Below are 25,289 nucleotides of genomic sequence, written 5' to 3'. Positions count from 1 at the left end.
TTGGGCTCGCACCGCTGAGCATGTGTGTGCACGTTCTCAAATGATCGATTACGTGGGAGAGATCCATGCCGGACGCCAGCCCCAAGGGCCTCACCAGGCTCGCCTTCGGTGGGGACTACAACCCCGAGCAGTGGCCGGAAACCGTCTGGCAGGAGGACGTCCGGCTCATGCGCGAGGCCGGCGTCTCCATGGTGAGCGTGGGCATCTTCTCCTGGGCCCTGCTGGAGCCCTCACCCGGCGTGTACGACTTCGCCTGGCTCGACCGGCTGGTGGACCTGCTGCACGAGCACGGCATCCGCGTCGACCTCGGCACCCCCACCGTCGTCCCGCCCGTCTGGTTCTACCGGGCCCACCCCGAGGCCCTGCCGGTCACGGCCGACGGCACCCGCTACGAGTTCGGCTCGCGCGGCGCCATCTGCCACAGCAGCACCGCCTACCGCACGGCCGCGGCGAACATCACCACCCGGCTCGCCGAGCGCTACGGCGACCACCCGGCGCTGGCCATGTGGCACGTGCACAACGAGTACGGCGTCCCGGTCTCGGCCTGCTACTGCGACTCCTGCGCGGTGCACTTCCGCCGCTGGCTGCGGGAGACGTACGGCACGGTCGAGGCCCTCAACGAGGCATGGGGCACCGCCTTCTGGGGCCAGCGCTACGGCGACTGGGACGACATCAACCCGCCGCGCACCACGCCGACGGTCGGCAACCCGGCCCAGGCGCTGGACTACCGCCGCTTCGCCGACGCCACCATCCGGGAGAACTTCCTGAGGGAGCGGGACATCCTGCACCGCCTCTCGCCCGGCGTCCCGGTCACCACCAACTTCATGACCGCCCTCAGCCAGTGCGACTCCATCGACTACTGGGCGTGGGGCCGCGAGGTCGACATCGTCACCAACGACCACTATCTGATCACCGACGGCCGCCGCACCCACGTCAACCTCGCGATGGCCGCCGACATCACCCGCTCCGTGGCCGGCGGCGCCCCCTGGATCCTGCTGGAGCACTCCACCTCGGGCGTCAACTGGCAGGCCCGCAACCCGGCCAAGGCCCCCGGCCAGATGGCCCGCAACTCCCTCGCCCACGTGGCCCGCGGCTCCGAGGGCGCGATGTTCTTCCAATGGCGCCAGTCCCGGCGCGGCGCCGAGAAGTTCCACTCGGCGATGGTCCCGCACGGCGGCACCGACACCCGCGTGTGGCGCGAGGTCGTCGAACTGGGCGCGGCACTGGGGGCGTTGGAGGAGATCCGCGGCTCCCGCACGGTCTCCGACGTGGCCCTGCTGTGGGACTGGCACTCCTGGTGGGCGCAGAGCCTGGAGTGGCGGCCCAGCGAGGACCACGACGCCCGCGAACGCGCCGATGTCTTCTACGAGGCCCTCTACGACCGCCACCTCACGGTCGACTTCGCCCACCCGGAGGCCGACCTCACGGCCTACCCGCTGGTCGTCGTGCCCGCCCTGTACCTGATGACCGAGGCCGCGGGCGCCAACCTCAGGCGGTACGTCGAACAGGGCGGCACCCTCGTGGTGTCGTACTTCTCCGGCATCGTCGACGAGCACGACGCCGTGCACGAGGGCGCCCATCCCGGCGCGCTGCGCGATGTCCTCGGCCTCACCGTCGAGGAGTTCTCACCGCTGCTGAAGGACGAGCGGGTGCGGCTGACCGGCCCCGACGGCGCCGAGCTCAGCGGGGACGTGTGGACGGAGTTCGTGGTGCCGCGCGGCGCCGAGGCCGTCTGGACCTACGCCGACGGCCTGACCGCCGGCCGCCCCGCCGTGACCCGGCACCGCCTCGGCGAGGGCACCGCCTGGTACGTCTCCACCCGCCTCGGCGCCGACGGCCTCGACGCCGTCCTCGACCGGGCCGCCGAGGACGCGCGGATCGCCCCCCGCCCGGAGCTGCCCCGCGACGTGGAGGTCGTGCGCCGCACCGGCGAGCAGGGCAGCTACCTCTTCGCGATCAACCACACCGCCACCGAGGCCAAGGTGCCGCTGGACGGGTCCGGCACCGAACTGCTGACGGGCGAAGCCGCCGCCGGGCACCTCCCCGTGCCCGCGGGAGCCGTCCGGGTCGTACGACTCGACGGCTGAGCCGACTCCCCTCCGCCCGCGCGAGCCGCACCGAGCCGCGGGCGGAGGGGGCCGCCTCCCACCGGGAGCGCCTTGCGCAGGCCCCGTGTGCCCCCGGCTCACCGGGCTGCTCCCTTTCCGGGGGAGGCACCCCCATCCCCACCACGTCGAAGGGACGACGGACGACGATGTTCCATCCCAGACGCACCATCAAGGCCCTGCTGCTGCCGCTCGCCGCGGGACTCGCCCTCACCTCCCTGCCCGCCCAGACCGCCCAGGCGGCCGGCACGCTCACCAACGGCGGGTTCGAGACCGGCGGGGCCGCCGCCACCCCCAGCGGCTGGTCCGAGTACGGCGACACCGGCGCCTCCTTCTCGGAGGCCGGCGGGCGCAGCGGCAGCTACCGGCTGAGCCACTGGTCGTCCTCCGCCTACAAGGTCGAGACCTACCAGTACCTGTCGGGCCTGACCAACGGGAACTACAAGCTGACCGCCTGGGTGCGCTCGGGCGGTGGCCAGAACTCCGCGTACATAGCGCTGAAGAACTGCGGCGGTGCGGAGCAGCGCACGGATCTGCCCGTGTCGTCGAGCGGATGGATCCGTATCGTCGTGCCGGTCAATGTGACCAACAACCAGTGCACGATCAGCATCAACAGTGACGCGAACGCGGGCAACTGGATCAATGTTGACGACCTGACCTTCGCGTCCGGTACGTCGGGTACCTCGATCCATGGTGCGGACATCTCGTCCCTCGCCAAGAGCGAGGCCAAGGGCGGCGTCTACCGCAACAGTTCCGGCACCGCCGGCGACCCGGTCGCGATCCTCAGGTCCGCCGGCATGAACTACGCGCGCCTCAAGGTCTGGGTCGGCCCCGCCGACGGCTACAACACCAAGACGCAGGTCCTGGCGACGGCCAAGCGCGTCAAGGCACAGGGCATGAAGCTGCTGGTCGACTTCCACTACTCCGACTACTGGTGCGACCCCGGCCAGCAGAACAAGCCGTCCGCGTGGGCCGGGCACTCGTACACCCAGCTCAAGAGCGACGTCTACCAGCACACCTACGACGTGTTGAACGCGTTGAAGGCGCAGGGCACCACCGCCGACATGGTCCAGGTGGGCAATGAGATCAACGGCGGCATGCTGTGGAACGAGGGTTCCACCGCCAACTGGACTCAGCTGGCCGGACTGCTCAACTCCGGCTACGACGCCGTCAAGGCGGTCAACTCCTCCACCACGGTCGCGCTGCACCTCGCCGAGGGCGGCGACCTCGCCGGCACCCGCTCGTGGTTCGACAGCGCGGTGGCCAACGGCGTGAAGTTCGACGCGATCGGCCTCTCCTTCTACGGCTACTGGCACGGCACGCTGTCCGACTTCCAGACCACCCTGGACGACGCGGCCGCCCGCTACGGCAGGCCCGTCTTCGTCGCCGAGACGGCCTACCCGTTCCGGCTGGGCAGCGAGGACTCCCACGAGGACGTCATCGACCTCGGCAGCGAACTGGTCTCCGGCTACCCGGCGACCGTCGCCGGCCAGACCCGGTGGATGAACGACGTCGCCAGCATCGTGGAGGCCGTCCCCAACGGCCGCGGCCTCGGCGTCTTCTACTGGGAGGCCACCTGGACCGCGGTCACCGGCAACGGCTGGGACCCGACCGACGCCTCCTCGGGCAACGCCTGGGAGAACCAGGCCCTGTTCGGCTACGACGACCGGGCGCTGGCGTCGATGTCCTGGTTCCGCCACCGGTAGGCGGCGGGCGCGGACGTGAGCAGGGGGCCCGGCCGCTGGGGCGGCCGGGCCTTCGCGGTTTGCGGAGGCGACGTGCGCGGTGGGCGGCGACGTGCGTGGTCGCTGGCGATGGCGACGCTGCGAGGCCGGTGGCGTCGGTGCGCGGCCGGTGGCGTCGGTGCGCGGCCGGTGGTGCGGAGGCGCACTTCGGGAGCGCGCGGGTACGAGGGCGCACAGAACGCCCGATACGGCTTCCCCGCACGACAGTTCGATCCGGACAAGCGAGGCAAAGTGCCGGACGCGGCGGCGTGCCCGGGGCCAGAGTGGGAATGCGCTGTACGAGCGCCCGTTGTCGAGGGGGACGAGATGCTGAGGACTCCCACCAGCGAACTGCGCCTGGAAATCCTGGAACTGCTCAAGGACCCGGCCGCCCACTTTCCGCCCGCACGCCACGGTGATCCCGCCGAGGACGGGGTCACCGCCGACGCCGTCGCCGAGCGTCTCGGTCTGTGTCCCGAGGTCGCCGCCACCCACCTCGGTCTCCTCGCCGACCTGGGCCTGTTGCGGGTGCGCAGGGTCCGGCGCCGCGTCCGCTACCGTCGGGACGAGGTGCGGATCGCGGAGGTGGCCCGCATGTTCGAGAAGGGCTGGTGACGCCCGGCCGCAGGCCGGCTGCGGACCGGGTCCACCCCGCGCGACGCGTAGTGGCGCACCGTCGCCGCGGGCGCGAGGACGGGCCCCCGACCGAAGGGCAGGCACCGATGACCGCACCCCTGACGCTGGTGCCCCGACGGCTGATCGCCCTCGGCGGTCGCGGCCCCGAGGACGTCGTGACCGACGCGCGCGGACGCGTGCTGACCGGCGTCGAGGACGGCCGCATCCTGCGCCTGGACGGCCTGGACGGCCTGGATGCCCTGGACGGCACGACGCCCCCCGCCGGACCACGGGTCGAAACCCTCGCCGACACCGGCGGCCGCCCCCTCGGCCTGGAACTCCTCCCCGACGGTGCCCTACTGGTGTGCGACGCCGAACGCGGGCTGCTCCGCGTCGACCTCGCCTCCGGTGCCGTACACGTCCTCGCCGACCGGGCGGCAGGGGAGCGGCTGCGGTTCTGCAGCAATGTCGTCGCCCTTGCCGACGGCAGCGTGTACTTCACCGTCTCCAGCACCCGCTACCCCCTCGCCCAGTGGATCGGCGACATCGTCGAACACACCGGCACCGGACGGCTGCTGCGCCTGGCGCCGGACGGCACCGAACCCGAAGTCGTCCTGGACGGCCTCCAGTTCGCCAACGGCCTCGCCCCGTCCGCCGACGAGTCCTCCCTGGTCGTCGCCGAGACCGGCGCCCGCCGCCTGACCCGCTTCCACCTCACCGGGCCCCGCGCGGGACACGCCGAACCCTTCGCCGACAACCTCCCCGGCATGCCGGACAACCTCTGGCGCGGCGGACCCCACGAACCGATCTGGGTGGCACTCGCCGGCCCCCGCGTCCCACCCCTCGAGCTGCTCCACCGCGCCGCCCCCGCCGTCCGCCGCACCGCCGCCCGAGCCGCCGTGCACGCCCCCTTCCGCCCCACCGGCACCATCGGCGTCCTCGCCTACGACGACCACGGCACCGTCGTCCACCACCTCACCGCCCGCCACTCCCGCTTCCGCATGACCACCAGCGTCTGCGCGGCCGCGGGCCGCCTGGTGCTGGGCAGCGTGGGGGAACGGGGCGTGGCGGTGTGCGACCTGCCCCCGGCCGGGTGACGCGGGCGCGGTGCGCAGCACGGGGATGCACGGTGCGTCGGGATGCACGGCGCGTTGGGATGTGCAGCGCGGGGGAGCGGCGGTGGACGGCGGGCGCTCCCGTCCGCCCCCACCACATGCCCCCTCCGGACACCCCGCGCTAGGCTTGTTGCCCGTCCGTGATCAGCGTGACGCGGCGGGGCGGGGCCCGCCGGACCCACACTGCGGCAGGCCGCCGACGGTCCTCGCTCGCGACGGCAGCGGCCCGTACGCCGGCCCCGGCGAGCAGGAGACGTAGGACGACATGACGGCCCAGGACACCGGGACGGACACCCCCGTGCGAGCCGCACCACGCCACGGCCAGGCACCCGTCGTCACTGCGGTGGCCGTCGGCGGTGCGATCGGCGCCACCGCGCGTTACGCCGCGTCCGTGCTGTGGCCCGCGCACAGCGGCGGCTTCCCCTGGACGACGTTCTGGGTCAACGTCACCGGCTGTGCCGTGATCGGCGTGTTCATGGTGCTGGTCACCGAGGCGCGGACCGTCCACCGCCTGGTGCGCCCGTTCTTCGGCACCGGCGTGCTCGGCGGCTACACCACCTTCTCCACCTACGCCGTGGACATCCAGCGCCTCCTCGACGACGGCCGCCCCGCCATCGCCTTCGCCTACCTCGCCGCGACCCTGCTTGCCGCCCTCGCCGCGGTGTGGCTGGCGGTCACGGCGGCCCGCCGCGTGTTCCTGCCGAGGCCCCGATGAGCGGCCCGGCCGGCCGGGCGCTGCGGCTGACCGTGCTCGTCGGCGAGGACGACACCTGGCACCACCGGCCCCTGTACTCGGAGATCGTCCACCGCGCGCACGAGGCCGGTCTCGCCGGTGCCTCCGTCTTCCGCGGCATCGAGGGCTTCGGCACCTCCTTGCTGATCCACACCTCCCGGCTGCTCTCCCTCAGCGAGAACCTGCCGGTGGCCGTGGTGATCGTCGACGCCGAGCAGCGCGTACGGGACTTCCTGCCGAGGCTGGCGGAGCTGGTCGGCGACGGGCTGGTCACCCTGGACGAGGTGGAGGTCGTCGAGTTCACCGACGCCGAAGGAGCGGGTGAGGCATGAACTGGCTGCTGGTCGTCGTCGGCGGCATGATCGGCGCCCCGCTGCGCTATCTCACCGACCGCGCGGTGCAGTCCCGGCACGACTCCGTCCTGCCCTGGGGCACCTTCGCGGTCAACGTCACCGGCTGCCTGATCCTCGGCCTGCTGACCGGCGCCGCCGCGGCCGGCGCGGCGGGCTCGCACACCCAGCTGCTGCTCGGCACGGGCCTGTGCGGTGCGCTGACCACCTACTCGACCTTCTCCTACGAGACCCTGCGCCTGGCCGAGGACGGCGCCCGCGCCTACGCCCTCGCCAACGCGGCCGTCAGCGTCGTCGCCGGCCTCGGCGCCGCCTTCGCCGGCGTGGCCCTGGCCCGGGCGCTGTGGGGATAGGCCGGCCCACCCGAGACCGCCCGGAGGCATCGTCGGCAACTGCGCGGAGGAGTCGTCGGCAACCGCCCGGAAGTGTCGTCGGCAACGCCGCGCCCGAGCCGATCCGTCCCACGCTCCACCCGTCGCCGCAGGTCACGCCGTCACCCGCAGGGTACGCCCGCCCGGCAAGCCCGCTTACATGCACTCTGCACCCCTGAAACTTTCCTTTCACCCACCTTGACATCACCCTCCGGACACCCGGAACATCTCTCCCGTGAACCTGTCAGACAGCCAGACAGGTGGAGCGGCCCCGCGGCGCGTCAGCGCCATGGAAGCGGTGCTCGCCCACCTCCGCGGCGCCATCGAGCGCGGCGAGTACGCCATAGGCGACAAGCTGCCCTCCGAGGCCGAGCTCTGCCGCACCCTGGAGGTGTCCCGGCCCGTCCTGCGCGAGGCGCTGCGCGCCCTGCAGACCATGGGCCTGACCATGTCCCGCACCGGCAAGGGCACCTTCGTGATCGCCAACGCCGTGGAGGACCCCACCTTCGGCGACTACGCGGCCAGCGACCTGCTGGAAGTGCGCCGCCACGTCGAGATCCCGGTCGCCGGGTACGCCGCCCTGCGCCGCACCCCGGAGAACCTCGACCACCTCGCGCACCTCATGGAGCGCATGGAGCGGGAGACGGACACCACGGCCTGGGTCGCCATGGACACCCTGTTCCACCTGGCCGTCGCCGAGGCCGCCCAGAACCCGGTCTTCCGCCGGGTCATCGAGGAGATCCGCGACGCGCTGGCGCGTCAGTCGGCGTTCCTCAACGAGCTCGGCGGCCGCCGCGAGCAGTCCAACCGCGAGCACCGGGCCATCGTCGAGGCGCTGATCGACGGTTCCGAGCACGACGCGATCGAGGCCATGAGCCACCACCTCGACCGCGTCGAGACCACCCTCACCGACATCGTGCGTTCCCCTCGCACGAGCGGCCCTACGGAAGGCGGACCCGAGGCGTGAGCGAGCAGTCCCTGCACAACGACGTGCAGATGCAGAAACGTTCCGGCGGTCATGTGGACGCCGGTGACGCCGGCTACAGCAAGTCCCTGAAGCACCGGCACGTCAACATGATCGCCATCGGTGGCGCCATCGGCACCGGCCTCTTCCTCGGCGCCGGCGGCCGCCTCGCCGACGCGGGGCCCTCGCTCTTCGTCGCCTACGCCGTCTGCGGCGTCTTCGCCTTCCTCGTCGTCCGCGCCCTCGGCGAACTCGTCCTGTACCGCCCGTCCTCCGGCGCCTTCGTCTCCTACGCCCGCGAGTTCATGGGCGAGAAGGGCGCCTACACCGCCGGCTGGATGTACTTCCTGAACTGGGCCACCACCGGCATCGCCGACATCACCGCGGTCGCCACGTACACGCACTACTGGGGGATGTTCTCCGACGTCCCTCAATGGTTGATCGCATTGATCGCACTCGCGGTCGTCCTGACCGTGAACTTGATCTCCGTGAAGATCTTCGGCGAACTCGAATTCTGGTTCGCCATCGTCAAGGTCGGCGCGCTCGTCGTCTTCATGGGCATCGGCATCTTCCTGCTGGTCACCCAGCACCCCGTCGACGGCACCACCCCTGGCCCGTCTCTGATCACCGACCACGGCGGCATCTTCCCCAACGGCCTGCTGCCCATGCTGCTGATCGTCCAGGGCGTCGTCTTCGCCTACGCCTCCGTCGAGCTGGTCGGCGTCGCCGCCGGTGAGACCGAGAACCCCGAGAAGATCATGCCGAAGGCGATCAACTCGATCATGTGGCGCGTCGGCCTGTTCTACGTCGGCTCGGTCGTCCTGCTGTCCATGCTGCTGCCCTGGTCCTCGTACCAGGCGGGGGAGAGCCCCTTCGTCACCGTGCTCTCCAACATCGGCGTCCCCGCGGCCGGTGGCATCATGAACCTCGTCGTCCTCACCGCGGCCATGTCCTCGCTCAACTCCGGCCTGTACTCCACCGGCCGCATCCTGCGCTCCATGGCCGTGCACGGTTCCGCCCCGAAGTTCACCGGCGCCATGAGCCGCAGCCAGGTCCCCTACGGCGGCATCCTGCTCACCAGCGGCATCTGCGTCCTCGGCGTCGGCCTCAACTTCGTCGTCCCCAAGGACGCCTTCGAGATCGTGCTCAACTTCGCCGCCCTCGGCATCCTCGCCACCTGGGGCATGATCATGGTCTGTCACCTCCTCTTCTGGCGGAAGACCGAGAAGGGCGAACTGACCCGCCCCGGCTACCGACTGCCGGGCTCCCCCTGGACCGAACTCGTGACGCTGGCGTTCCTCGCCTCCGTCCTGGTCCTCATGTACGCCGACGGCGGCGCCGGACGCACCACCGTGCTGTGCCTGCCGCTGATCGCCGCCGCGCTGGTCGCCGGGTGGTACGCCATCCGCGGCCGTCTCAAGCGCACCTCCACCGGGGCCGACGCGTGACCCGCGCACCGGCCGACACCAACCCACCAGTGATCCAGGCAGAGATGTACAGCAGCACCCTCGCGGACGCCCCCGCGATCCGCGAACCCCTCCACGCCCCCGTCGCCCGCCTCGTCCGCGGCGGGATCACCGAGGGCGTCCACTACGGCTCCGTCGTGGTCCTCGGCGCCGACGGCCGTGTCGACTTCCAGCTCGGCGACATCGAGGCCGCGTTCTACCCGCGCTCGGCGCTCAAGCCCGTCCAGGCCGTCGCCATGGTCCGCGCCGGACTGCCGCTGGAGGGCGAACTGCTCTCCCTCGCCGCGGCCAGCCACTCCGGCGAGGAGCGCCACATCGCCGGGACCCGGCGCATCCTGGAGCTCGCCGGCCTCACGGAGGACGACCTGCGCAACGTCCCCGACCTGCCGTTCGGCCCGGCCGTGCGGGACGCCTGGGTCCGCGACGGCCGGGAGCCCTCGCGGCTCGCGCAGAACTGCTCCGGCAAGCACGCGGCCATGCTGTACACCTGCAAGCTCAACGGGTGGTCCCTGGAGGACTACCTCGACCCCGGCCACCCTCTGCAGAAGGCCATCGCCGAGATCGTCGAGGACCTCACCGGGCAGCGGGTCGCGAGGGTGACGGTGGACGGGTGCGGCGCGCCGCTGTTCTCCGTGTCGCTGCACGGTCTGGCGCGGGCCGCCGCCCGTATCGTCACCGCCGCGCCCGGTACGCCCGAGGCGCGGGTCGCCGACGCGATGCGTTCACACGCCGAGATGGCGTCCGGGGCCGGGCGGGACGTGGCCGCGCTGATGGCCGCCGTGCCCGGTCTGCTCGCCAAGGACGGATTCGAAGGCGTCGAGGTCGCGGCGCTGCCGGACGGCCGGGCCGTCGCCGTGAAGATCGCCGACGGGGCGAACCGGGCACGGATACCCGTCGCCGCCGCGGCGCTGGCAAGGGCCGGGGTCGATCCCGGACTGCTCACCGAGTTCGCGGGGGAGCCGCTGCTCGGCGGCGGGTCGCCGGTGGGGTCGGTGCGGGCGGTGCGTGCGCTGGACCCGGCTCCGCCGACGACTGGTGCGTAGCGCGCGGCGCCGACACGCCGCATCCGAAGCGGGGGACTGTGCGCCGTCGCCGGCCCGCGGGCCGTGTGCGGCCGGTCGCGCAGTTCCCCGCGCCCCCGAGGGCCATCACCTCCACCTCTCAGAAAGAGACCTTCTCGCATGACCGCCGTCGCCACCCGCAGTGAGCACGACCTCCTCGGGGACCGGGACATCCCCGCCGACGCCTACTGGGGCGTGCACACCCTGCGCGCCACCGAGAACTTCCCGATCACCGGGACGCCGATCTCCGCCTACCCGCACCTGATCGACGCCCTCGCCGCCGTCAAGGAGGCCGCCGCCCTCGCCAACGAGGAGCTGGGGCTGCTGGCGCCGGACAAGGCCCGGGCCATCGTCGCCGCCTGCCAGGAGATCCGTTCCGGCAAGCTGCACGACCAGTTCGTCGTGGACGTCATCCAGGGCGGTGCCGGCACGTCGACGAACATGAACGCCAACGAGGTCGTCGCCAACCGGGCGCTGGAACTGCTGGGACACGCCAAGGGCGAGTACCAGTTCCTGCACCCCAACGAGGACGTCAACCTCGGTCAGTCGACCAATGACGTGTATCCGACCGCCGTCAAGATAGCCACGGTGTTCGCGGTGCGCGGGTTGCTCAAGGCGATGGCTGTACTGCAGGACTCGTTCGCCCGCAAGGCCGTCGAGTTCCGCAATGTGCTCAAGATGGGCCGTACACAGTTGCAGGACGCGGTGCCCATGACGCTCGGTCAAGAGTTCTCCGCGTATGCCGTCATGATTGACGAGGATCGCAACCGTCTTGACGAGGCGATCCAGTTGATCCATGAGATCAACCTCGGCGCCACCGCCATCGGCACCGGCCTCAACGCCCCCGCCGGCTACGCGGAGGCCGCCCGCCGCCACCTGTCCGCCATCACCGGCCTGCCGCTGATCACCGCCGCCAACCTCGTCGAGGCCACCCAGGACTGCGGCGCGTTCGTCCAGATGTCCGGCGTGCTCAAGCGGATCGCCGTCAAGCTCTCCAAGAGCTGCAACGACCTGCGCCTGCTGTCCTCCGGACCGCGCGCGGGCCTCGGCGAGATCAACCTGCCGCCGGTGCAGGCCGGTTCGTCGATCATGCCGGGCAAGGTCAACCCGGTGATCCCCGAGGTCGTCAACCAGGTCGCCTTCGAGGTCATCGGCAACGACGTGGCGATCACGATGGCCGCCGAGGCGGGCCAGCTCCAGCTGAACGCCTTCGAGCCGATCATCCTGCACTCCCTGTCGGAGAGCATCACCCACCTCCAGCGGGCCTGCGTCACGCTCGCCGAGCGCTGCGTGGACGGCATCACCGCCAACACCGAGGCGCTGCGCGCGAGCGTGGAGAACTCCATCGGCCTGGTCACCGCCCTCAACCCGCACATCGGATACACGGCCGCGACCGACATCGCCAAGGAGGCCCTCGTCACCGGCCGTGGCGTGGCCGAACTCGTCCTGGAGAAGGGTCTGCTGCCCGCCGACAAGCTGGCCGCGCTGCTGCGCCCCGAGGTCGTCGCCGGCAGCGGTTCCCCGCTCGCCTGACCCGCGGATGCGCGCCAGGACCGGCCCGGAGGCAGAATGGTGATCATGCCAGTCGCGTCATCGTCCCTGACCTTCCAGCCGGTCCTGGAGCGCATCGCCGAGGAGATCGAGCACACTCCCGGCCGCGGTCGCCCCGCCGACTACATCCCCGCGCTCGCCGCCTGCGACCCGCGCCGCTTCGGCATGGCCGTCGCGGAGCTGGACGGCACGGTGTACGGCGTGGGCGACTGGCGCGAGCCGTTCTCCACGCAGTCCATCACCAAGGTCTTCACCCTGGCCCTGGACCTGGCCCGCGAGGGCGACGAACTGTGGGAGCACGTGGGCCGCGAGCCCTCCGGCAACCCGTTCAACTCCCTGGTCCAGCTGGAGTACGAGAACGGGATCCCGCGCAACCCCTTCATCAACGCGGGCGCCCTCGTCGTCACCGACCGCCTGCACACCCGTACCGGCGACGCGTCCGGCGAGCTGCGCGCCTTCCTGCGCGCCGAGAGCGGCAACCCCGACCTCGACTTCGACGAGGAGGTCGCCGCCTCCGAGGCCGCGCACGGCGACCGCAACGCCGCCCTCGCCCACTTCATGGCCTCCTACGGCAACATCGACAACCCGGTCCCGGAGCTGCTGGAGCAGTACTTCCGCCAGTGCTCCCTGCGCGCCTCCTGCGCCGACCTCGCCCTCGCCACCGCCTTCCTCGCCCGGCACGGGGTCCGCACCGACGGCTCCCGTCTCCTCACCAGCAGTCAGGCCAAGAAGGTCAACGCCGTCATGCTCACCTGCGGCACCTACGACGCCGCCGGCGACTTCGCCTACCGCGTGGGCCTGCCCGGCAAGAGCGGAGTCGGCGGCGGCATCATCGCCGTCGTCCCCGGGCGGTGCACCCTGTGCGTGTGGAGCCCGGGTCTGGACGAGCGCGGCAACTCGGTGGCGGGAGTGGCGGCCCTGGACAGATTCACGACATTGACGGGACTGTCGGTCTTCTGAGTGGACTGATCAACACGTCCACCACGCATCAATACATCTGCACTTGAGGCGCCCTCGGCCTGCTGCCGTGCCTGCCGGCCGGTCAGCCGCGTACGGCCGGACGACGGCCAGCCCTCCGCGTCGCCAGGGCCACCGCCCCGGCGCCCAGCGCGGCCGCCGCCACGACCGCCAGCCCCTTCGGCCAGCCCCTGTCCGGTTCGGCGGGAGCGGCCGCGGCCGCGGCGGGCCGCACCTCCGGGCCGGGGACGGGCCGTGCCTTGAACGCGTCCAGCGAGCCGACCGGCGCCACCCGCCCGGCCGCCCCGAACCCCCAGTCCAGCAGGGAGCGCGCCTCCTCGTAGACGCGGAAACCGCCGCCGGCCTGCGGGTTCATCACCGTGACCACGAGGGTGCGCCCGCCCCGGCGGGCGGCGGCGACCAGCGTGTGCCCCGCGTTGCTGGTGTAGCCGTTCTTCACGCCGATCAGCCCCGGATAGCGGGCCACGCCGTCGGAGCCGGTCAGCAGGCGGTTGGTGTTGCGGATGCCGTACGACCATCCGCCGCGCCCCGGAAAGCGCGCCTCGACGGTGCGGCAGTACCGCGCGAAATCGGCGTTGCGCAGCCCGGCCCGGCCGAACACCGCCAGGTCGTACGCCGAGGACACCTGGCCCGGTGCGTCGTAGCCGTCCGGCGAGAGCACACGGGTGTCGCGGGCGCCCAGCGCGCGGGCCTTGGCCTGCATCCGGGCGGCCGTGGTGCGCCAGCCCCCGTTGAGCGCGGCCAGCACCCGCACCGCGTCGTTGCCGGAGCTCAGGAACACCCCGCGCCACAGGTCGGAGACCCGGTAGGTGCGGTCCTCGGCGACGCCTACCAGGCTGCTGCCCGGCCCGATGCCCGCCAGCTCCTCCGCCCGGACCCGGTGCCGCAGACCGCCCGGCAGCACCGGGAGCACGGTGAGCGCGAAGAGCGTCTTGAGGGTGCTCGCGGGCGGCAGCTTGCGGTGGGCGTCACGCGCGGCCAGCACCGCTCCGCTGCGGGCGTCGGCCACCACCCACGACAGCGCCGACACATCGGGCACCTTGGGCGCCCCGGCCAGCGGCCGCACCTGGGTGCCCGGGCGGTACAGCAGCGAGGCGCCCGCCGCGGCCCGGCGTCCGCCGGGAGCGCCGGGGTCCGGTCCGGCCGGCGCGGCGGCCGCGACGGGGCCGAGCGCCAGCACGCCCGTCAGGCAGAACACCCAGCCGGTCACGGCCGTCCGAGAGGGTCGCCGGGAAAGTGCGATCTTCATACGGTCAACGTAGGAACGCACCCGCCTCACACCGCGCTGCCCCGGCCGAGAGCACCCGCCGAGCACCCGGATGCCGTAGGGCCGTCCGCCCCAGGAGTCGTCCCCCACAGGGGCGCCCTCAGCTCCGCAGGCGGGTGACGCGCCGGTGCGGAGCGCCTAGTCCGACGGCAGGGTCGGCCGGACGCGGTGCAGGAAGGCGGCGTTGTCCGGGGTCGCGCGCAGGTGGTCGAGGAGGGTCTCCAGGTGGGTGTGGCCGTCGCGGGTGGTGACGGCGCGGCGCAGGGCGCGGACGGCGGCCGACTCGACGGGGGTGAGCAGGAGTTCCTCGCGGCGGGTGCCGGAGCGCCGGATGTCGACGGCGGGGAAGACGCGGCGCGAGGCGGGTTCGCGGTCCAGGCGCAGCTCCATGTTGCCGGTGCTCTTCAGCTCCTCGAAGAAGAACTCGTCCGCCCGCGACCCGGTCTCGACGAGAGCCGTGGCGAGGACGGTCAGCGAACCGCCCTCCTCGGCGAGCCGCGCCGCCCCGAAGAACCGCTTGGGGCCGTGCAGCGCGGCCGCGTCCACGCCACCGCTGAGGGTCCGGCCACCGGCGGCGGCCGCGTTGTTGTGCGCCCGGCACAGCCGGGTCAGGGAGTCGAGCAGGATCACCACGTCCTCACCCTGCTCCACCAGCCGCTTGGCGCGTTCCACCACCAGCTCGGCCAGCGCGATGTGCTGACGCGGTGTGCGGTCGAACGTGGAGGCGTACACCTCGCCGCGCACCGAGCGCCGCATGTCGGTGACCTCCTCGGGGCGTTCGTCGAGCAGCACGACCATCAGCCGGCACTCGGGGTGGTTGCCCGCGACGGCGGCGGCGAGCTGCTGGAGGAGCACGGTCTTGCCGGTCTTGGGCGGCGCCACGATCAGCCCGCGCTGCCCCTTGCCGACGGGCGCGAGCAGGTCGACAACCCGGCCCGCAAGGCCGGAGGCGGGGTGCTCCATCCGCAGCCGCTCACGCGGGTGCAGGGGCGTCAGATCACCGAAGCGCGGCCGTCCGCGCAGCTCCGCGGGCGGACGGCCGTTGACGAGACCGACCTCGGCGAGCGCCCCGCGGTCACCCGGCAGGCCCTCGACGGCATCGCCCTTGCGCAGGCCGTACCGCCGCACCAGGGCCGCCGGGACCTCGGGATCGGCGGGCGTCGGCAGACAGTGCGGGGCCCGCAGCCGCCCCTTCCCGCTGCCGTCGACGTCCAGCACACCGGCGACGAGCCGCGCCGCCGGCCGCCGTACAGGAGGGTTTTCGAGTGTGGTGGTCATGAGGAGTGGTCCTTTCGCGGACGGACGGCATGAGGCATGCGGGGGAGAGAGAAAGCGCGCCCACAGGGCGGCGGAGGACATCACCTGCGTACGGGGAGAGAAAGCCCCTGATCGGGAGGTGTGTGCGGGAAACCGACGTGCCGGTCCCGAAGGGGCGGCAGATCAGTTGAACGACATGGAACTCGCACCGGCGCCCCGGACGGGGCGTACACACGTGCTGCGGCCACGGTAGCACGCCCCCCGTTCGGGCACCGGGATAGGCTGACGAGGATGTTCAGTCCCGAGGGCCCCAGCCTGCGCGAACTGGCCGTACAGGCCCTGTCGTCCGTGGAGCGCGGATACGACCTGCTCGCGCCGAAGTTCGACCACACGCCGTTCCGTACGCCGGACTCGGTGCTGCGCGCGGTCGCGTCCGCGCTGCGCCGGACCGGCGTGTACGAGGACGGGCTCGACCTGTGCTGCGGCACCGGCGCGGGGGTGGGCGCGCTCGCCGGGGTGTGCCGGCGCAGTGTCACGGGGGTGGATTTCAGCGCCGGGATGCTGGAGGTGGCCCGGCGCCGCACCGGGGACGCCGGGCCGCGGATCGCCTGGGTGCGGGCGGACGCGCGGGCGCTGCCGTTCCGTCAGGGCTTCGATCTGGTGGTGAGCTTCGGGGCGTTCGGGCACTTCCTGCCGCGCGAACTGCCCGCCCTGTTCGCCGGGGTGGCCGCCGTCCTGCGGCCGGGCGGTGTCTTCGCCTTTCCGGTGGTCGCCCCGCCCCGTCCGGGCTCGCGCGCGTACTGGACGCTGCTGGGCTTCGACGCCGTGATGCGGGTGCGCAACGCCGTGTGGCGGCCGCCGTTCGTGATGTACTACCGCACCTTCCCGCTCGGGGAGGTGACGCGGGAGCTCCAGCGGGCCGGATTCCAGGTGGAGTTGGTGGCCCTGCCCGAGTTCGGGCGGCGCCGGGACGGCAGCCCCCGCGTCCGGACGGTGCTGGCCCGGCGCCCCGAGGCGGTGCCTCAGCCGGCCGCCGGCACCGTGAACTCGTAGACCAGCGCGTCCTGCTGGGCGTCCACCACCAGGTCGGTGATCTCCAGCGGCCGCGCGTACTGGTCGTGCACCAGGCGGGTCACCCGGACGGACGGCGTGTCCGGGAGAGGCGTGATGCTGTCGCGGTGGTGCAGGGTCAGCCCGGCGTGGCGCATCCAGTCGTACACCCGGCGCAGCTGGGCGGAGGCGGTGCCGTCCGCGCGGTAGCGGTAGCGGGCCAGTTCCTCGACCTCGGCGAGCGCCACCGCCGAGAACGACGTCACGGCGGTGCGGCGGCCGTGCCCGTCGGTGCCCGCGGACTCGTAGCGGTGGACCAGGGTCGGCCGGTGCGGGGCGAGCCCGAGGGCCGCCGCGTGCGTCGGCGGGGGCGGCTCCCAGGTGACGGTGGCCCGGTCGACGGCTCCGGGGCCGCGTCGGCCGCGGCAGCCGACCGGGAAGGCCAGCGCCGAGGGCGGTTCGACCGGCGCGGCGGGCAGCGTGGCGTGGCTGCCGCGCCGGTCGGTGGCCACGAGGCCGTCGCGGCGCAGCAGTTCCAGCGCCTGGCGGACGGTCTCCCGGCTGACGCCGAAGTGCTCGGCCAACTGCCGTTCGCCCGGAAGGCGTTCGCCGGGCGGGATGGTGCCGTCGCGTAGTTCGCCGAGCAGTTCCGCGCCGATGCGCATGTAGAGCGGTTCCGCCGCGGGAGGGTGGTCGTGCGGGGTGGTGCGGGCCATGCCGCGCCTCCTGTTGGTGACGTGCCGTAGTCGTTCCGGTTCAGTGCGCCACCAGATCTAGCATTGGTCTAAACCACTAGGGAAGAGCGGCCTGCGGGTTCGGCTGAAACCGTACGCACGCCGCCGCTTTCGCACGGCCGCGTGCAGGTCCTCCCACCAGCGCCGATGCGCCCGGAGCGCGGGCGGTGGAAAGCTCCATGCGGTGCGTCACACAACCGAGCGGCACCGCCGCTTCCGGAAACCGGCGCACCGCACGGACCCCCCTCCCGACGGCCGTCAGGCGTAGGACCGCAGCCACCGCAGCTTGGCCGCCTCGTGGAAGGGGCCGCCACCCTCGTGGTCGTTGAAGTCGTAGATCTCCATGGTCTTGTCGTCGCCGCCCCAGGCGTTGAACGCCGCGAACACGGTCGACGGCGGACAGGTCTGGTCCTCCAGCGCCACCGAGAACAGGGTGGGGGCGTGGGCGCGCGCCGCGAAGTGCACGCCGTCGAAGTACGACAGGGTGCGCAGGGCGTCCTCGGTGCGGCCGCGGTGCGTCTTGAGGTAGAGGCCGATCTCCCGGTACGGATGACGGTCCGTCAGCGTCGTGGCGCGCGGGAAGTCGCACAGGAACGGCACGTCCGGCGCCACCGCCACCAGGTCCGGCACCAGGCCGCCCACCGCGATCGTGATGCCCCCGCCCTGGCTCGCGCCCAGCACCGCGGTCCGCGAGGCGTCCGTCAGCGGGTGCGACCGGGCCGCCTCCACCGCGCGCACGGCGTCGGTGAACACTCGCCGGTAGTAGTAGTTCTCGGGAGCGTCGATGCCCCGCGTCATGAAACCGGGGTACGACGGCGCCCCGCCCACCGGGTCCGCGGTGCCGCCCCCGCCGCCCCACGCGCTGCCCTGGCCGCGGGTGTCCATCACGAAGTGCGCCCGGCCGGTGGACGCCCACAGCAGGTTCTCGTGCGGCAGGCCGCGCCCGCCGCCGTATCCGACGAACTCCACGACCAGCGGTACCGGTTCGGTCACGTCGGCGGGCAGCCGCAGCCAGCCCTTCACCGGGTGGCCGCCGAACCCGGCGAACGTGACGTCGTAGACGGTGACCGTGGAGAGACCCGCGTCGACCGGCTCGAACCGGGCGTCCAGGTCGAACTCGCGCGCCTCCTGGAGCGTCTTGGCCCAGAAGGCGTCGAAGTCGTCGGGTGCCACCGAGTCGCTGTGGTAGGCGCGGAGTTCGTCGACGGGGAGGTCGAACAGGGCCATGCAGGACCGCCTTCGGTAGGTGACTTCTCTGGGGGATGATCGATCACACCGTACGTGGGAGCGTGCACAGTCGCCAGGGTCTTCGTGCACCGCCCCTGTTCACAGGGTCTTGGCGGGCCCTCGTGGACCATCCCGGTGCATTCACGCCCGGCGCCGGGTCCACTCGGGTTCGGTGCGGGCCCAGTCCCGCTCCCATTCGGCCAGCCGGTGCCGCTCCGCCGTGCGGCGCACCACGCTGTGGCCCAGCAGCACCACGGCCGCCGCGCCCGCCGTACCGCAGATGCCCATCGCGAGGGAGTGCTGCCACACCGCGGAGGAGCCGGGCGGCGGCGGGACCGTGCGGCCGCCGGAGTCCAGCCACAGATCGACCACCTCACCGCGACGGGCCTCCGCCGGCACCGCCGCGCGCGAGGTCCGTACCGCTCCGTCGGGATCCGTCCAGCGGACCGCCACCCGCTGGGTGACGGGCCGTCCGATCTGCGCGGAGGGAACCGGCGGCCGGGTGTCGCCGACCACCTCCGCCCGCACCGCGTGCCGCTCGGCCCGCAGCACCTCGGCACGGGCGTGCGCGTCGCCGTACGCCCACCAGGCCGCCGCGAACCCCGTCAGGGGCGCGCCGAGCACCAGCAGGACCGCCACGGCCAGCACGGTCCACGCCTCGACCACGTCCGACCTGCGGCGCAGCTCGTTGGGACGCCATCGCCAGTCACCCAACAGTGTCCGCATACCGACCTCCTCGCCGGGGCGCGGAGTGCCCTCCACCCCTCGCGTACCCCGCAGACGCCGCCTTGTTCATCGCGGGGCGGGCGGCGCAGGACACGGGCGGCGGCGCGGGGGAGTGAACCGAGAGGGGCCGCAGTCCCCCGCGCCGCCGTGTGCGGGCGCAGGGGCCGGAGCGCCGGAGGCCGACGCGGGGCAGCGGTGAGATCAGCCGAAGCGTTCGATGCGGATCCGGTCCACCGGCTGGCCGGCCGCGACCAGCAGCCGGGAGGCGTGCTCGGCGAAGGAGTTGGACCCGCAGATGTACGCCTCCCAGCCGCCGGCGGGCGGCTCGGCCAGGAGCCCCGCCAGATGGGCGCCGGTCAGCCGCCCCACCGGGACGCCCTCGGGGGCGCTGCGGGTGAACACCGGCAGGGTCTCGGCACCGTACTCACGCGCGTAGATGAGGTCCTCGGGGCTGCGCGCGGACACCACCAGCCGCAGCGGCACGGTCAGCCCCTGCGCCCGGTGGTGGCGGAGCATCGACATCAGCGGTACGACGCCGGAGCCCGCGCCGATCAGCAGTGCCGGCCGGTCGCCGGGCCAGGCGAAGAAGCCGCTGTGCGGGCCGCGCACCTCGACGGTGTCGCCGGGGCGGGCCTCGGTGTGGAACCAGCCGGAGACCTCGCCGCCCTCGACATGGTCGAGGGTCAGCTCGATGTGGCCGGAGTCGTCCGGCGCGGAGGCGAGGGAGTAGTGGCGCTGGGCGGTGTAGCCGTCCGGCGCGGTCAGTCGCAGCTGGAGGTGCTGGCCGGGGACATGGCCGGCCCAGGACGGCACCGCGAAGCGGAACGTGGCGGCGCGCGGGGTCTCGCGGCGGATCTCGGTGAGCGTCGCGGTCTGCCAGACGGTGGCCACATCGGTGGGCACGGAGATCCGGCCGGGGATCGCGAACCGCGTCACGGGCGCGAAGGTCGTGTCAGTCACCGGAGAACCTCTGCTCCTCCCAGGGGTTGCCACGCTGGTGGTAGCCGTTCTGCTCCCAGAAGCCCGGCTCGTCGTGGTCCAGGAGACGGACGCCCGCGATCCACTTGGCGCTCTTCCAGAAGTACAGATGCGGCACCAGCAGCCGCGCCGGACCCCCGTGCTCGGGCGCCAGCGGCTTGCCGTCGAACTCCCAGGCGATCCACGCCCTGCCGCCGGTGACGTCCGCGAGCGGCAGATTGGTGGTGTAACCGGTGTGCGAGTACGCCACGACATGGGTCGCGGACGGCAGCGGTCCGGCCGCCTCCAGGAAGGTGTCCAGCGACACCCCGCCGAAGCGCACACCGAACTTCGACCAGCTGGTCACGCAGTGGATGTCGCCCTCGTAGACCGACGCGGGCAGCGCGTGCGCCTCGTCCCAGTCCCAGGTCAGCGGCCGCTCCACCAGACCGTCGATCCGGAAGGTCCAGTCCGCGGGCGCGAGGTCGGGGGTGACCTCCGCGGACAGCACGGGCCAGTCGTCGCCCGCGTCGTACTGGCCGGGCGGCAGCCCGGGGTTGTCGACGCGCGGCCGCCCGGAGAAGCCTCGGGTGACATTCATGGAGGGGGTGCCTGCCTACGAGGTGACGCGTTCGTTGCTTACATATTCAACCGTACGTGCCGCCGGACACCGCCCGGCCCCCGGCCCTCGGCCGTCGCGGCAGCCGGGGGTTCATGAAGGCCGTATGAACTCTCCGAGCTGCGAGGAATAGCGCCCCGGCGGGCCGGGATTGATCTCCACATGAGCGCACACGTCCTGGACAACCCGGCCCTCGCCTCCCTCACCGGCCCGCACGCCGCCTTCGCCGAGCGGCGCGGCCGGGTCCTGCGCTACCCGCCGGACGTCTCGCCCTGGCTGGCGATGCCCGACGACCCCGACGCCGGCGACTGGGCCGACCTCGGGGCACTCGCCGGGCCGGGGGCGGAGGTGCCGCTGTCGGGCTATGTGGGCGAGGTGCCCCCGGACTGGGAGATCACCTTCGACGTGGAGGGTGTACAGCTGGTGGACGACGGAGTGGCCGCCGCGCCCGACCCGGAGGCCGTGCGCCTGGGCCCCGCCGACGTTCCCGAAATGCTCGACCTGGTCCGGCGCACCCAGCCGGGCCCGTTCCTGCCCCGCACCATCGAACTGGGCACCTACCTGGGCATACGCCGTGACGGCGCCCTCGTCGCCATGGCGGGCGAGCGGCTGCACCCGCCAGGCTGGACCGAGATCAGCGCCGTCTGCACCGATCCCGAGCTCCGCGGCCAGGGCCTCGCCGGCCGCCTCGTCCGCGCCGTGGCCCACGGCATCCGCGCCCGCGGCGAGACCCCGTTCCTGCACACCGGCGCCCACAACACCACCGCCGTCCGGCTGTACGAGTCCCTGGGCTTCCGCCTGCGCCGACGCACGGCGTTCCTGGTGGCGAAGGCCCCACAGATGCTGGGCGTGGGCTAGGTCTGTGAAGGCCCGGCAGACGCCGGGCGTGGCCTACGCCTCCTGCGGTTCTCCGTCGCCACCCCGCGGCGCTCCGTCGTCCCCCCGAGCCGGCGTCCACCCGTTGTAGCGGACCAGGAAGTCCGCGAACCGTTCCAGGTCCTCCTCGGACCAGTCTCCGAGGCGCTCGCGGACGGCCGCCCGGCGGCTCTCGGTCACCCGGTCCAGGATGCCGCGCCCGGCGTCGGTGAGGTGCAGGAGCTGGACGCGGTGGTCGTCGGGGTCGACACGGCGCTCGATCAGCCGGGCCCGCTCCAGGGCCGCGACCTGCCGGCTGACGGTCGACTTGTCGAGGGCGTAATGGGCGGCGAGGTCGGTGGCGCGGCAGCCGCCGACCTCCTCCAGATGCCCCAGCAGCGTGTACGCGACCAGGGACAGCTCCGGGTGCATCCGTGCGGCCGCGGCACGGGCCCGCCGGGCGAAGCGGGTCATCTCCCGCTGGATCGTCTCCACGGCCGTCTCGGCAGCCATCGGACCCTCCTTCTTCGCCTCCGACGCGTTCTAGTTGTATAGTACAACTTAAGTGAGAGTTGTATAAGCCAACTATCTGGAGGTCACGCGCCATGAGGTCCCCGGCGCTGCGGCATGTGCTCACGCACCTGATCACCCCGCTGCTGATGTGCATCGGCATGGGGCTGGCCTATATGGGGGCCTTCGTGACCCCGGAGCCGAACCATCTGCCCGTGGCCGTCGTCGGCTCCGGCGCGGAGGCCAAGGCGTTCGCCCGGACCGTCAAGGACCGCGCGGGGGACAAGCTCGACGTACGGACCGTGCCGGACCGGGCCGCCGCCGTGGATCTGCTCCAGGACCGCGACATCACCGGCGCCTATGTGCCGAGCCCCACGTCGCCCGAGCTGATCGTGGCCACCGCCTCCTCCGACATGGGCGCGCTCGCCGTCGAGAGGGTGTTCACGCCGGTCGCCGCCGGACAGGGCGTCCCGCTGAGGGTGACCGACGTGGCCACGCCCGTCGACGACGACCCCAGCGGACAGGGCCTGTTCTTCCTGATGATCGCCGTCAGCATCGGCTCCTACGCCTCCGTCGCCGTGCTCGGCGCGGCCGGCGGGGCCCTGCCGATGCGGGTGCGGGCGCTGCTCACGCTCGGCGTCTCCGCCGTCGTCAGCGGCATCGGCGCCGTGCTCGCCGGACCCGTGTTCCACCTCGCCCACCACGACCTGGCCGGCCTGTGGGCGCTGGCCTGGCTCTACTCGGCGGGCATCCTCTTCATCGGCGTCGGACTGCACACCTTCCTGGGGCGCTGGACCACCTTGGCGATGATGGTGCTGTTCGTGATGCTCAACTTCACCAGCTCCGGCGGTCTGTTCCGCCCCGAGCTCCAGAACGGCTTCTTCGGCACCCTGCACGCCTTCTGGAACGGCGCCGGGTTCGTCGAGGGCCTGCGCGGACTGCTCTACTTCGACGGCGACGGCCTGGCCCGCAGCGCCTGGACCCTGGCCGCCTGGCTGGCCGCGGGACTGGTCCTGACGGCGGTCGCCGCCCGCCGTGAGCGCGCCACCGCCGCCGTCCCCGCGGCGCACCCCGACCGGCATCCGCGGGCCGAGGCCGAGGAAGAGGCCGAGGAGGCCGTGGCCGTGTGATCACCGGTGTAGGGTGGCATCCGGCCGCGGACCGTCCCGGCCCCGCGAGACCGAGGAGGTGAGACCCATTACCGCTGGTCAGTTCGGGTGCTCTCGCCTCATGCCCGAGTGGATCACCGTCGGCCGGTGATTCCGGGGAGCGCCCTTCGGCTCGTCGAAAGGCCCTGGGCTTCCATGTCCTCCTCCGTGTACGACCCTTCCTCTCGCTCCTCCCTGATCGCCACCCTGCGCGCGGCCGGCTGTGTCTTCGCCGAGGACGAGGCGGAGCTGATCCTCGCCGCCGCCCGCACCCCGCACGAGGCCGCCGCCATGGCCGACCGGCGGGCGGCCGGGCTGCCCCTCGAACTCGTCGTCGGCTGGGCGGAGTTCGCCGGCCTGAGGATCACCGTCGAACCGGGCGTCTTCGTCCCCCGCCGCCGCACCGAGTTCCTCGTCCGGCAGGCCCTCGCCGAAGTCCCCGGCGCCCAGGTGGTGGTGGACCTGTGCTGCGGCTCGGGAGCGGTCGGCGCGGCCCTCGCCGCGGCCCTCGGCCCGGTCGAACTGCACGCCGCCGACATCGACCCGGCCGCGGTGCGCTGCGCCCGCCGCAACACCGCCGCCGCGGGCGGCCGCGTCCACGAGGGCGACCTGTTCACGGCGCTGCCCGCCGAACTGCGCGGCCGGATCGACATCCTGGCGGCGAACGTCCCCTACGTACCGACCGGCGAGGTCGGTCTGCTGCCCGCCGAGGCCCGCGACCATGAACCGCTGGTCGCCCTCGACGGCGGTGCGGACGGACTGGAGGTCCTGCGCCGCGTCGCCGCCGAGGCACCCCGCTGGCTGGCGCCCGGCGGACGGCTGCTGATCGAGACCAGCGAGCGTCAAGCCCCGGTGGCCGTCGAGGAGTTCACCGCCGCCGGGCTGAGCACCCGGCTGGCCGTCGACGACGAGCTCTACGCCCAGGTGGTCATCGGCACGCGTGCCGGCTGAGCGCGCTCACAGCAGATCGGCGAGGCGGTCCACCTGGGCCGCGTCGCGGCCGTAGCAGTAGCACATGACCTCGTCCGCGCCGAGGTCCTCGAAGGCGTCCAGCGCCTCGCGGACCTCGGCCGGGGTGGTGAGCAGACCGGCGGTCATCCGGTCGGGCGTGCCGGTGAAGGCGTAGTAGCCGTGCATCGCGCGGCGGGCGTCCTCGACCACCTCGTCGGGGCCCAGGGCGATGTTGACCTGCGCGACCATCCGGGGCTCGCCCGTGCGGCCGTACTCCTTCCAGAACGTGCGCACGGTGTCGAACAGGCCGGCCGCCCAGGAGGGCGGCGCCGCGGCGAGGAAGCCGTCGCCCCAGCGGGCGACGCGTTCCAGGGCGACCGGCCGGAAGCCGCCGAACAGGACCTCCGGGCCGCCGGGGCGGGCGGGGGCCGGGCCGATCGGGCCGACGCCGTCGCCGTAGGGCTCGCCCGCCCACAGGCGGCGCAGCACCTCCATCTGGCCGTCCAGGCGCCGGCCGCGGGTGCGCAGGTCGGTGCCGGTGGCCAGGTGGTCGTCCTCGCGGCCGCCGATCCCGATGCCGAGGACCAGCCGGCCGCCGGTCATCCGGTCGAGCGTGGCGGTCTGCTTGGCGAGCAGCGCGGTGTCCCGCAGCGGCGCGAGCAGCACCTCCGTCTGCACCCGGACGCGGGAGGTGGCGCCCGCCAACAGGGCGAGGGCGACGAGCGGTTCGGGGTTGTCGTAGACGAGCCGGTCGAGCAGGCCGAGGGTGCTGAAGGGGCCGCTGTCGGCGCGCCGGGCCCAGTCGGGCAGGGCGGCGGGGTCGGCGATGGGCAGGCCGATGCCTATGTGCACGGGAGATACCTCCGAAAGGAAGGGTCGACAAAGACACTCGCCGCCCCTCCGGCACCTCGTCGAGGTGGGACGCTCCCGCTCTGCGGCGCACTTCCGGGGAACG

General features: G+C 72.9%; 25 protein-coding genes. 16 read left to right on the top strand and 9 right to left on the bottom strand.

Annotated elements, in window-relative coordinates; translation table 11 throughout:
- Window positions 1-65: 65 nt before the first annotated feature.
- From ACSU6M_RS03480 to ACSU6M_RS03425, 12 genes are all read left to right on the top strand, one after another.
- On the top strand, window positions 66-2,087 hold the full coding sequence (locus ACSU6M_RS03480; RefSeq protein WP_437066918.1) for a beta-galactosidase: 2,022 nt from the start codon (window positions 66-68) through the stop codon (window positions 2,085-2,087).
- A gap of 167 nt (window positions 2,088-2,254) precedes the next feature.
- A complete protein-coding gene (locus tag ACSU6M_RS03475) occupies window positions 2,255-3,811 on the top strand; it encodes a glycoside hydrolase family 53 protein (protein ID WP_437066917.1) in 1,557 nt (518 codons plus the stop codon).
- A 345-nt stretch (window positions 3,812-4,156) separates the two neighbouring features.
- The gene (locus ACSU6M_RS03470; protein WP_437066915.1) at window positions 4,157-4,444 is read left to right on the top strand and encodes an ArsR family transcriptional regulator; all 288 of its coding nucleotides are present in this window, start codon (window positions 4,157-4,159) and stop codon (window positions 4,442-4,444) included.
- A 107-nt stretch (window positions 4,445-4,551) separates the two neighbouring features.
- Window positions 4,552-5,541, top strand: a complete 990-nt coding sequence (locus tag ACSU6M_RS03465) for an SMP-30/gluconolactonase/LRE family protein (protein ID WP_437066913.1) — start codon at window positions 4,552-4,554, stop codon at window positions 5,539-5,541.
- A gap of 283 nt (window positions 5,542-5,824) precedes the next feature.
- Window positions 5,825-6,274, top strand: a complete 450-nt coding sequence (gene crcB / locus ACSU6M_RS03460; protein ID WP_437066911.1) for a fluoride efflux transporter CrcB — start codon at window positions 5,825-5,827, stop codon at window positions 6,272-6,274.
- On the top strand, window positions 6,271-6,624 hold the full coding sequence (locus ACSU6M_RS03455) for a DUF190 domain-containing protein (protein ID WP_437066909.1): 354 nt from the start codon (window positions 6,271-6,273) through the stop codon (window positions 6,622-6,624). Before crcB (ACSU6M_RS03460) ends, ACSU6M_RS03455 begins: the two co-directional genes overlap by 4 nt.
- Complete coding sequence (gene crcB, locus ACSU6M_RS03450; protein ID WP_437066907.1) at window positions 6,621-6,995, top strand: fluoride efflux transporter CrcB; 375 nt, start codon at window positions 6,621-6,623, stop codon at window positions 6,993-6,995. Before ACSU6M_RS03455 ends, crcB (ACSU6M_RS03450) begins: the two co-directional genes overlap by 4 nt.
- Window positions 6,996-7,302: 307 nt before the next feature.
- Window positions 7,303-7,980, top strand: a complete 678-nt coding sequence (locus tag ACSU6M_RS03445) for a FadR/GntR family transcriptional regulator (protein ID WP_437074994.1) — start codon at window positions 7,303-7,305, stop codon at window positions 7,978-7,980.
- Window positions 7,977-9,425, top strand: coding sequence for an amino acid permease (locus ACSU6M_RS03440; RefSeq protein ID WP_437066906.1), 1,449 nt, complete (start codon window positions 7,977-7,979; stop codon window positions 9,423-9,425). The genes ACSU6M_RS03445 and ACSU6M_RS03440 overlap by 4 nt, the downstream gene beginning before the upstream one ends.
- A 44-nt stretch (window positions 9,426-9,469) precedes the next feature.
- A complete protein-coding gene (locus ACSU6M_RS03435; protein WP_437066905.1) occupies window positions 9,470-10,486 on the top strand; it encodes an asparaginase in 1,017 nt (338 codons plus the stop codon).
- A 138-nt stretch (window positions 10,487-10,624) separates the two neighbouring features.
- Window positions 10,625-12,037: an aspartate ammonia-lyase gene (gene aspA, locus ACSU6M_RS03430; protein ID WP_437066904.1), complete on the top strand. Its 1,413-nt coding sequence runs from the start codon at window positions 10,625-10,627 to the stop codon at window positions 12,035-12,037.
- Window positions 12,038-12,073: 36 nt separating this feature from the next.
- Complete coding sequence (locus tag ACSU6M_RS03425) at window positions 12,074-13,015, top strand: glutaminase (protein WP_437066903.1); 942 nt, start codon at window positions 12,074-12,076, stop codon at window positions 13,013-13,015.
- 82 nt (window positions 13,016-13,097) lie between these two features.
- Here the strand turns inward: ACSU6M_RS03425 and ACSU6M_RS03420 are convergent, their stop codons facing one another.
- Both ACSU6M_RS03420 and rho read right to left on the bottom strand, forming a co-directional pair.
- Complete coding sequence (locus tag ACSU6M_RS03420) at window positions 13,098-14,282, bottom strand: D-alanyl-D-alanine carboxypeptidase family protein (RefSeq protein WP_437066902.1); 1,185 nt, start codon at window positions 14,280-14,282, stop codon at window positions 13,098-13,100.
- A 156-nt stretch (window positions 14,283-14,438) separates the two neighbouring features.
- Window positions 14,439-15,578 carry a transcription termination factor Rho gene (gene rho / locus ACSU6M_RS03415; RefSeq protein ID WP_437066900.1) on the bottom strand — a complete coding sequence of 380 codons (1,140 nt, stop codon included), beginning with the start codon at window positions 15,576-15,578 and terminating at the stop codon, window positions 14,439-14,441.
- Window positions 15,579-15,848: 270 nt separating this feature from the next.
- Here rho and ACSU6M_RS03410 point away from each other — a divergent pair, with 270 nt between their 5' ends.
- On the top strand, window positions 15,849-16,610 hold the full coding sequence (locus ACSU6M_RS03410) for a class I SAM-dependent methyltransferase (RefSeq protein ID WP_437066899.1): 762 nt from the start codon (window positions 15,849-15,851) through the stop codon (window positions 16,608-16,610).
- On the opposite strand, the gene ACSU6M_RS03405 is transcribed toward ACSU6M_RS03410, so the two are convergent.
- The 5 genes from ACSU6M_RS03405 to ACSU6M_RS03385 all read right to left on the bottom strand — a co-directional run bounded on the left by ACSU6M_RS03405 (window position 16,580) and on the right by ACSU6M_RS03385 (window position 20,852).
- A complete protein-coding gene (locus ACSU6M_RS03405) occupies window positions 16,580-17,323 on the bottom strand; it encodes a GntR family transcriptional regulator (protein WP_437066897.1) in 744 nt (247 codons plus the stop codon). The two genes, ACSU6M_RS03410 and ACSU6M_RS03405, sit on opposite strands and share 31 nt — an antisense overlap.
- Window positions 17,324-17,599: 276 nt before the next feature.
- Window positions 17,600-18,568 (bottom strand): acetylxylan esterase, encoded by a 969-nt coding sequence (locus ACSU6M_RS03400; protein ID WP_437066896.1) that lies wholly within the window; start codon window positions 18,566-18,568, stop codon window positions 17,600-17,602.
- Between the two features lie 141 nt (window positions 18,569-18,709).
- Window positions 18,710-19,294 (bottom strand): Rv1733c family protein, encoded by a 585-nt coding sequence (locus tag ACSU6M_RS03395; protein ID WP_437066894.1) that lies wholly within the window; start codon window positions 19,292-19,294, stop codon window positions 18,710-18,712.
- A 201-nt stretch (window positions 19,295-19,495) separates the two neighbouring features.
- A complete protein-coding gene (locus ACSU6M_RS03390; RefSeq protein WP_437066892.1) occupies window positions 19,496-20,254 on the bottom strand; it encodes a ferredoxin reductase in 759 nt (252 codons plus the stop codon).
- The gene (locus ACSU6M_RS03385; RefSeq protein ID WP_437066890.1) at window positions 20,247-20,852 is read right to left on the bottom strand and encodes a sulfite oxidase-like oxidoreductase; all 606 of its coding nucleotides are present in this window, start codon (window positions 20,850-20,852) and stop codon (window positions 20,247-20,249) included. Before ACSU6M_RS03385 ends, ACSU6M_RS03390 begins: the two co-directional genes overlap by 8 nt.
- A 180-nt stretch (window positions 20,853-21,032) precedes the next feature.
- On the opposite strand from ACSU6M_RS03385, the gene ACSU6M_RS03380 reads away from it, so the two are divergent.
- Window positions 21,033-21,728, top strand: a complete 696-nt coding sequence (locus ACSU6M_RS03380; protein ID WP_437066888.1) for a GNAT family N-acetyltransferase — start codon at window positions 21,033-21,035, stop codon at window positions 21,726-21,728.
- A gap of 33 nt (window positions 21,729-21,761) precedes the next feature.
- Here ACSU6M_RS03380 and ACSU6M_RS03375 read toward each other — a convergent pair whose 3' ends face one another.
- Window positions 21,762-22,238, bottom strand: a complete 477-nt coding sequence (locus ACSU6M_RS03375; RefSeq protein WP_437066886.1) for a MarR family winged helix-turn-helix transcriptional regulator — start codon at window positions 22,236-22,238, stop codon at window positions 21,762-21,764.
- 92 nt (window positions 22,239-22,330) lie between these two features.
- Here ACSU6M_RS03375 and ACSU6M_RS03370 point away from each other — a divergent pair, with 92 nt between their 5' ends.
- Window positions 22,331-23,365: a hypothetical protein gene (locus tag ACSU6M_RS03370; RefSeq protein ID WP_437066885.1), complete on the top strand. Its 1,035-nt coding sequence runs from the start codon at window positions 22,331-22,333 to the stop codon at window positions 23,363-23,365.
- Between the two features lie 174 nt (window positions 23,366-23,539).
- Window positions 23,540-24,334 carry a putative protein N(5)-glutamine methyltransferase gene (locus tag ACSU6M_RS03365; RefSeq protein WP_437066883.1) on the top strand — a complete coding sequence of 265 codons (795 nt, stop codon included), beginning with the start codon at window positions 23,540-23,542 and terminating at the stop codon, window positions 24,332-24,334.
- 6 nt (window positions 24,335-24,340) lie between these two features.
- On the opposite strand, the gene ACSU6M_RS03360 is transcribed toward ACSU6M_RS03365, so the two are convergent.
- Entirely contained in the window at window positions 24,341-25,186 is an 846-nt protein-coding gene (locus tag ACSU6M_RS03360) for an LLM class flavin-dependent oxidoreductase (RefSeq protein ID WP_437066881.1), read from the bottom strand.
- Window positions 25,187-25,289: the final 103 nt, after the last annotated feature.

Source organism: Streptomyces sp. enrichment culture, assembly GCF_964272895.1.
Classification (GTDB): domain Bacteria; phylum Actinomycetota; class Actinomycetes; order Streptomycetales; family Streptomycetaceae; genus Streptomyces.
The sequence above is the reverse complement of the archived record's forward strand: the minus strand, read 5'-3'. Positions and strand labels throughout refer to the sequence as shown.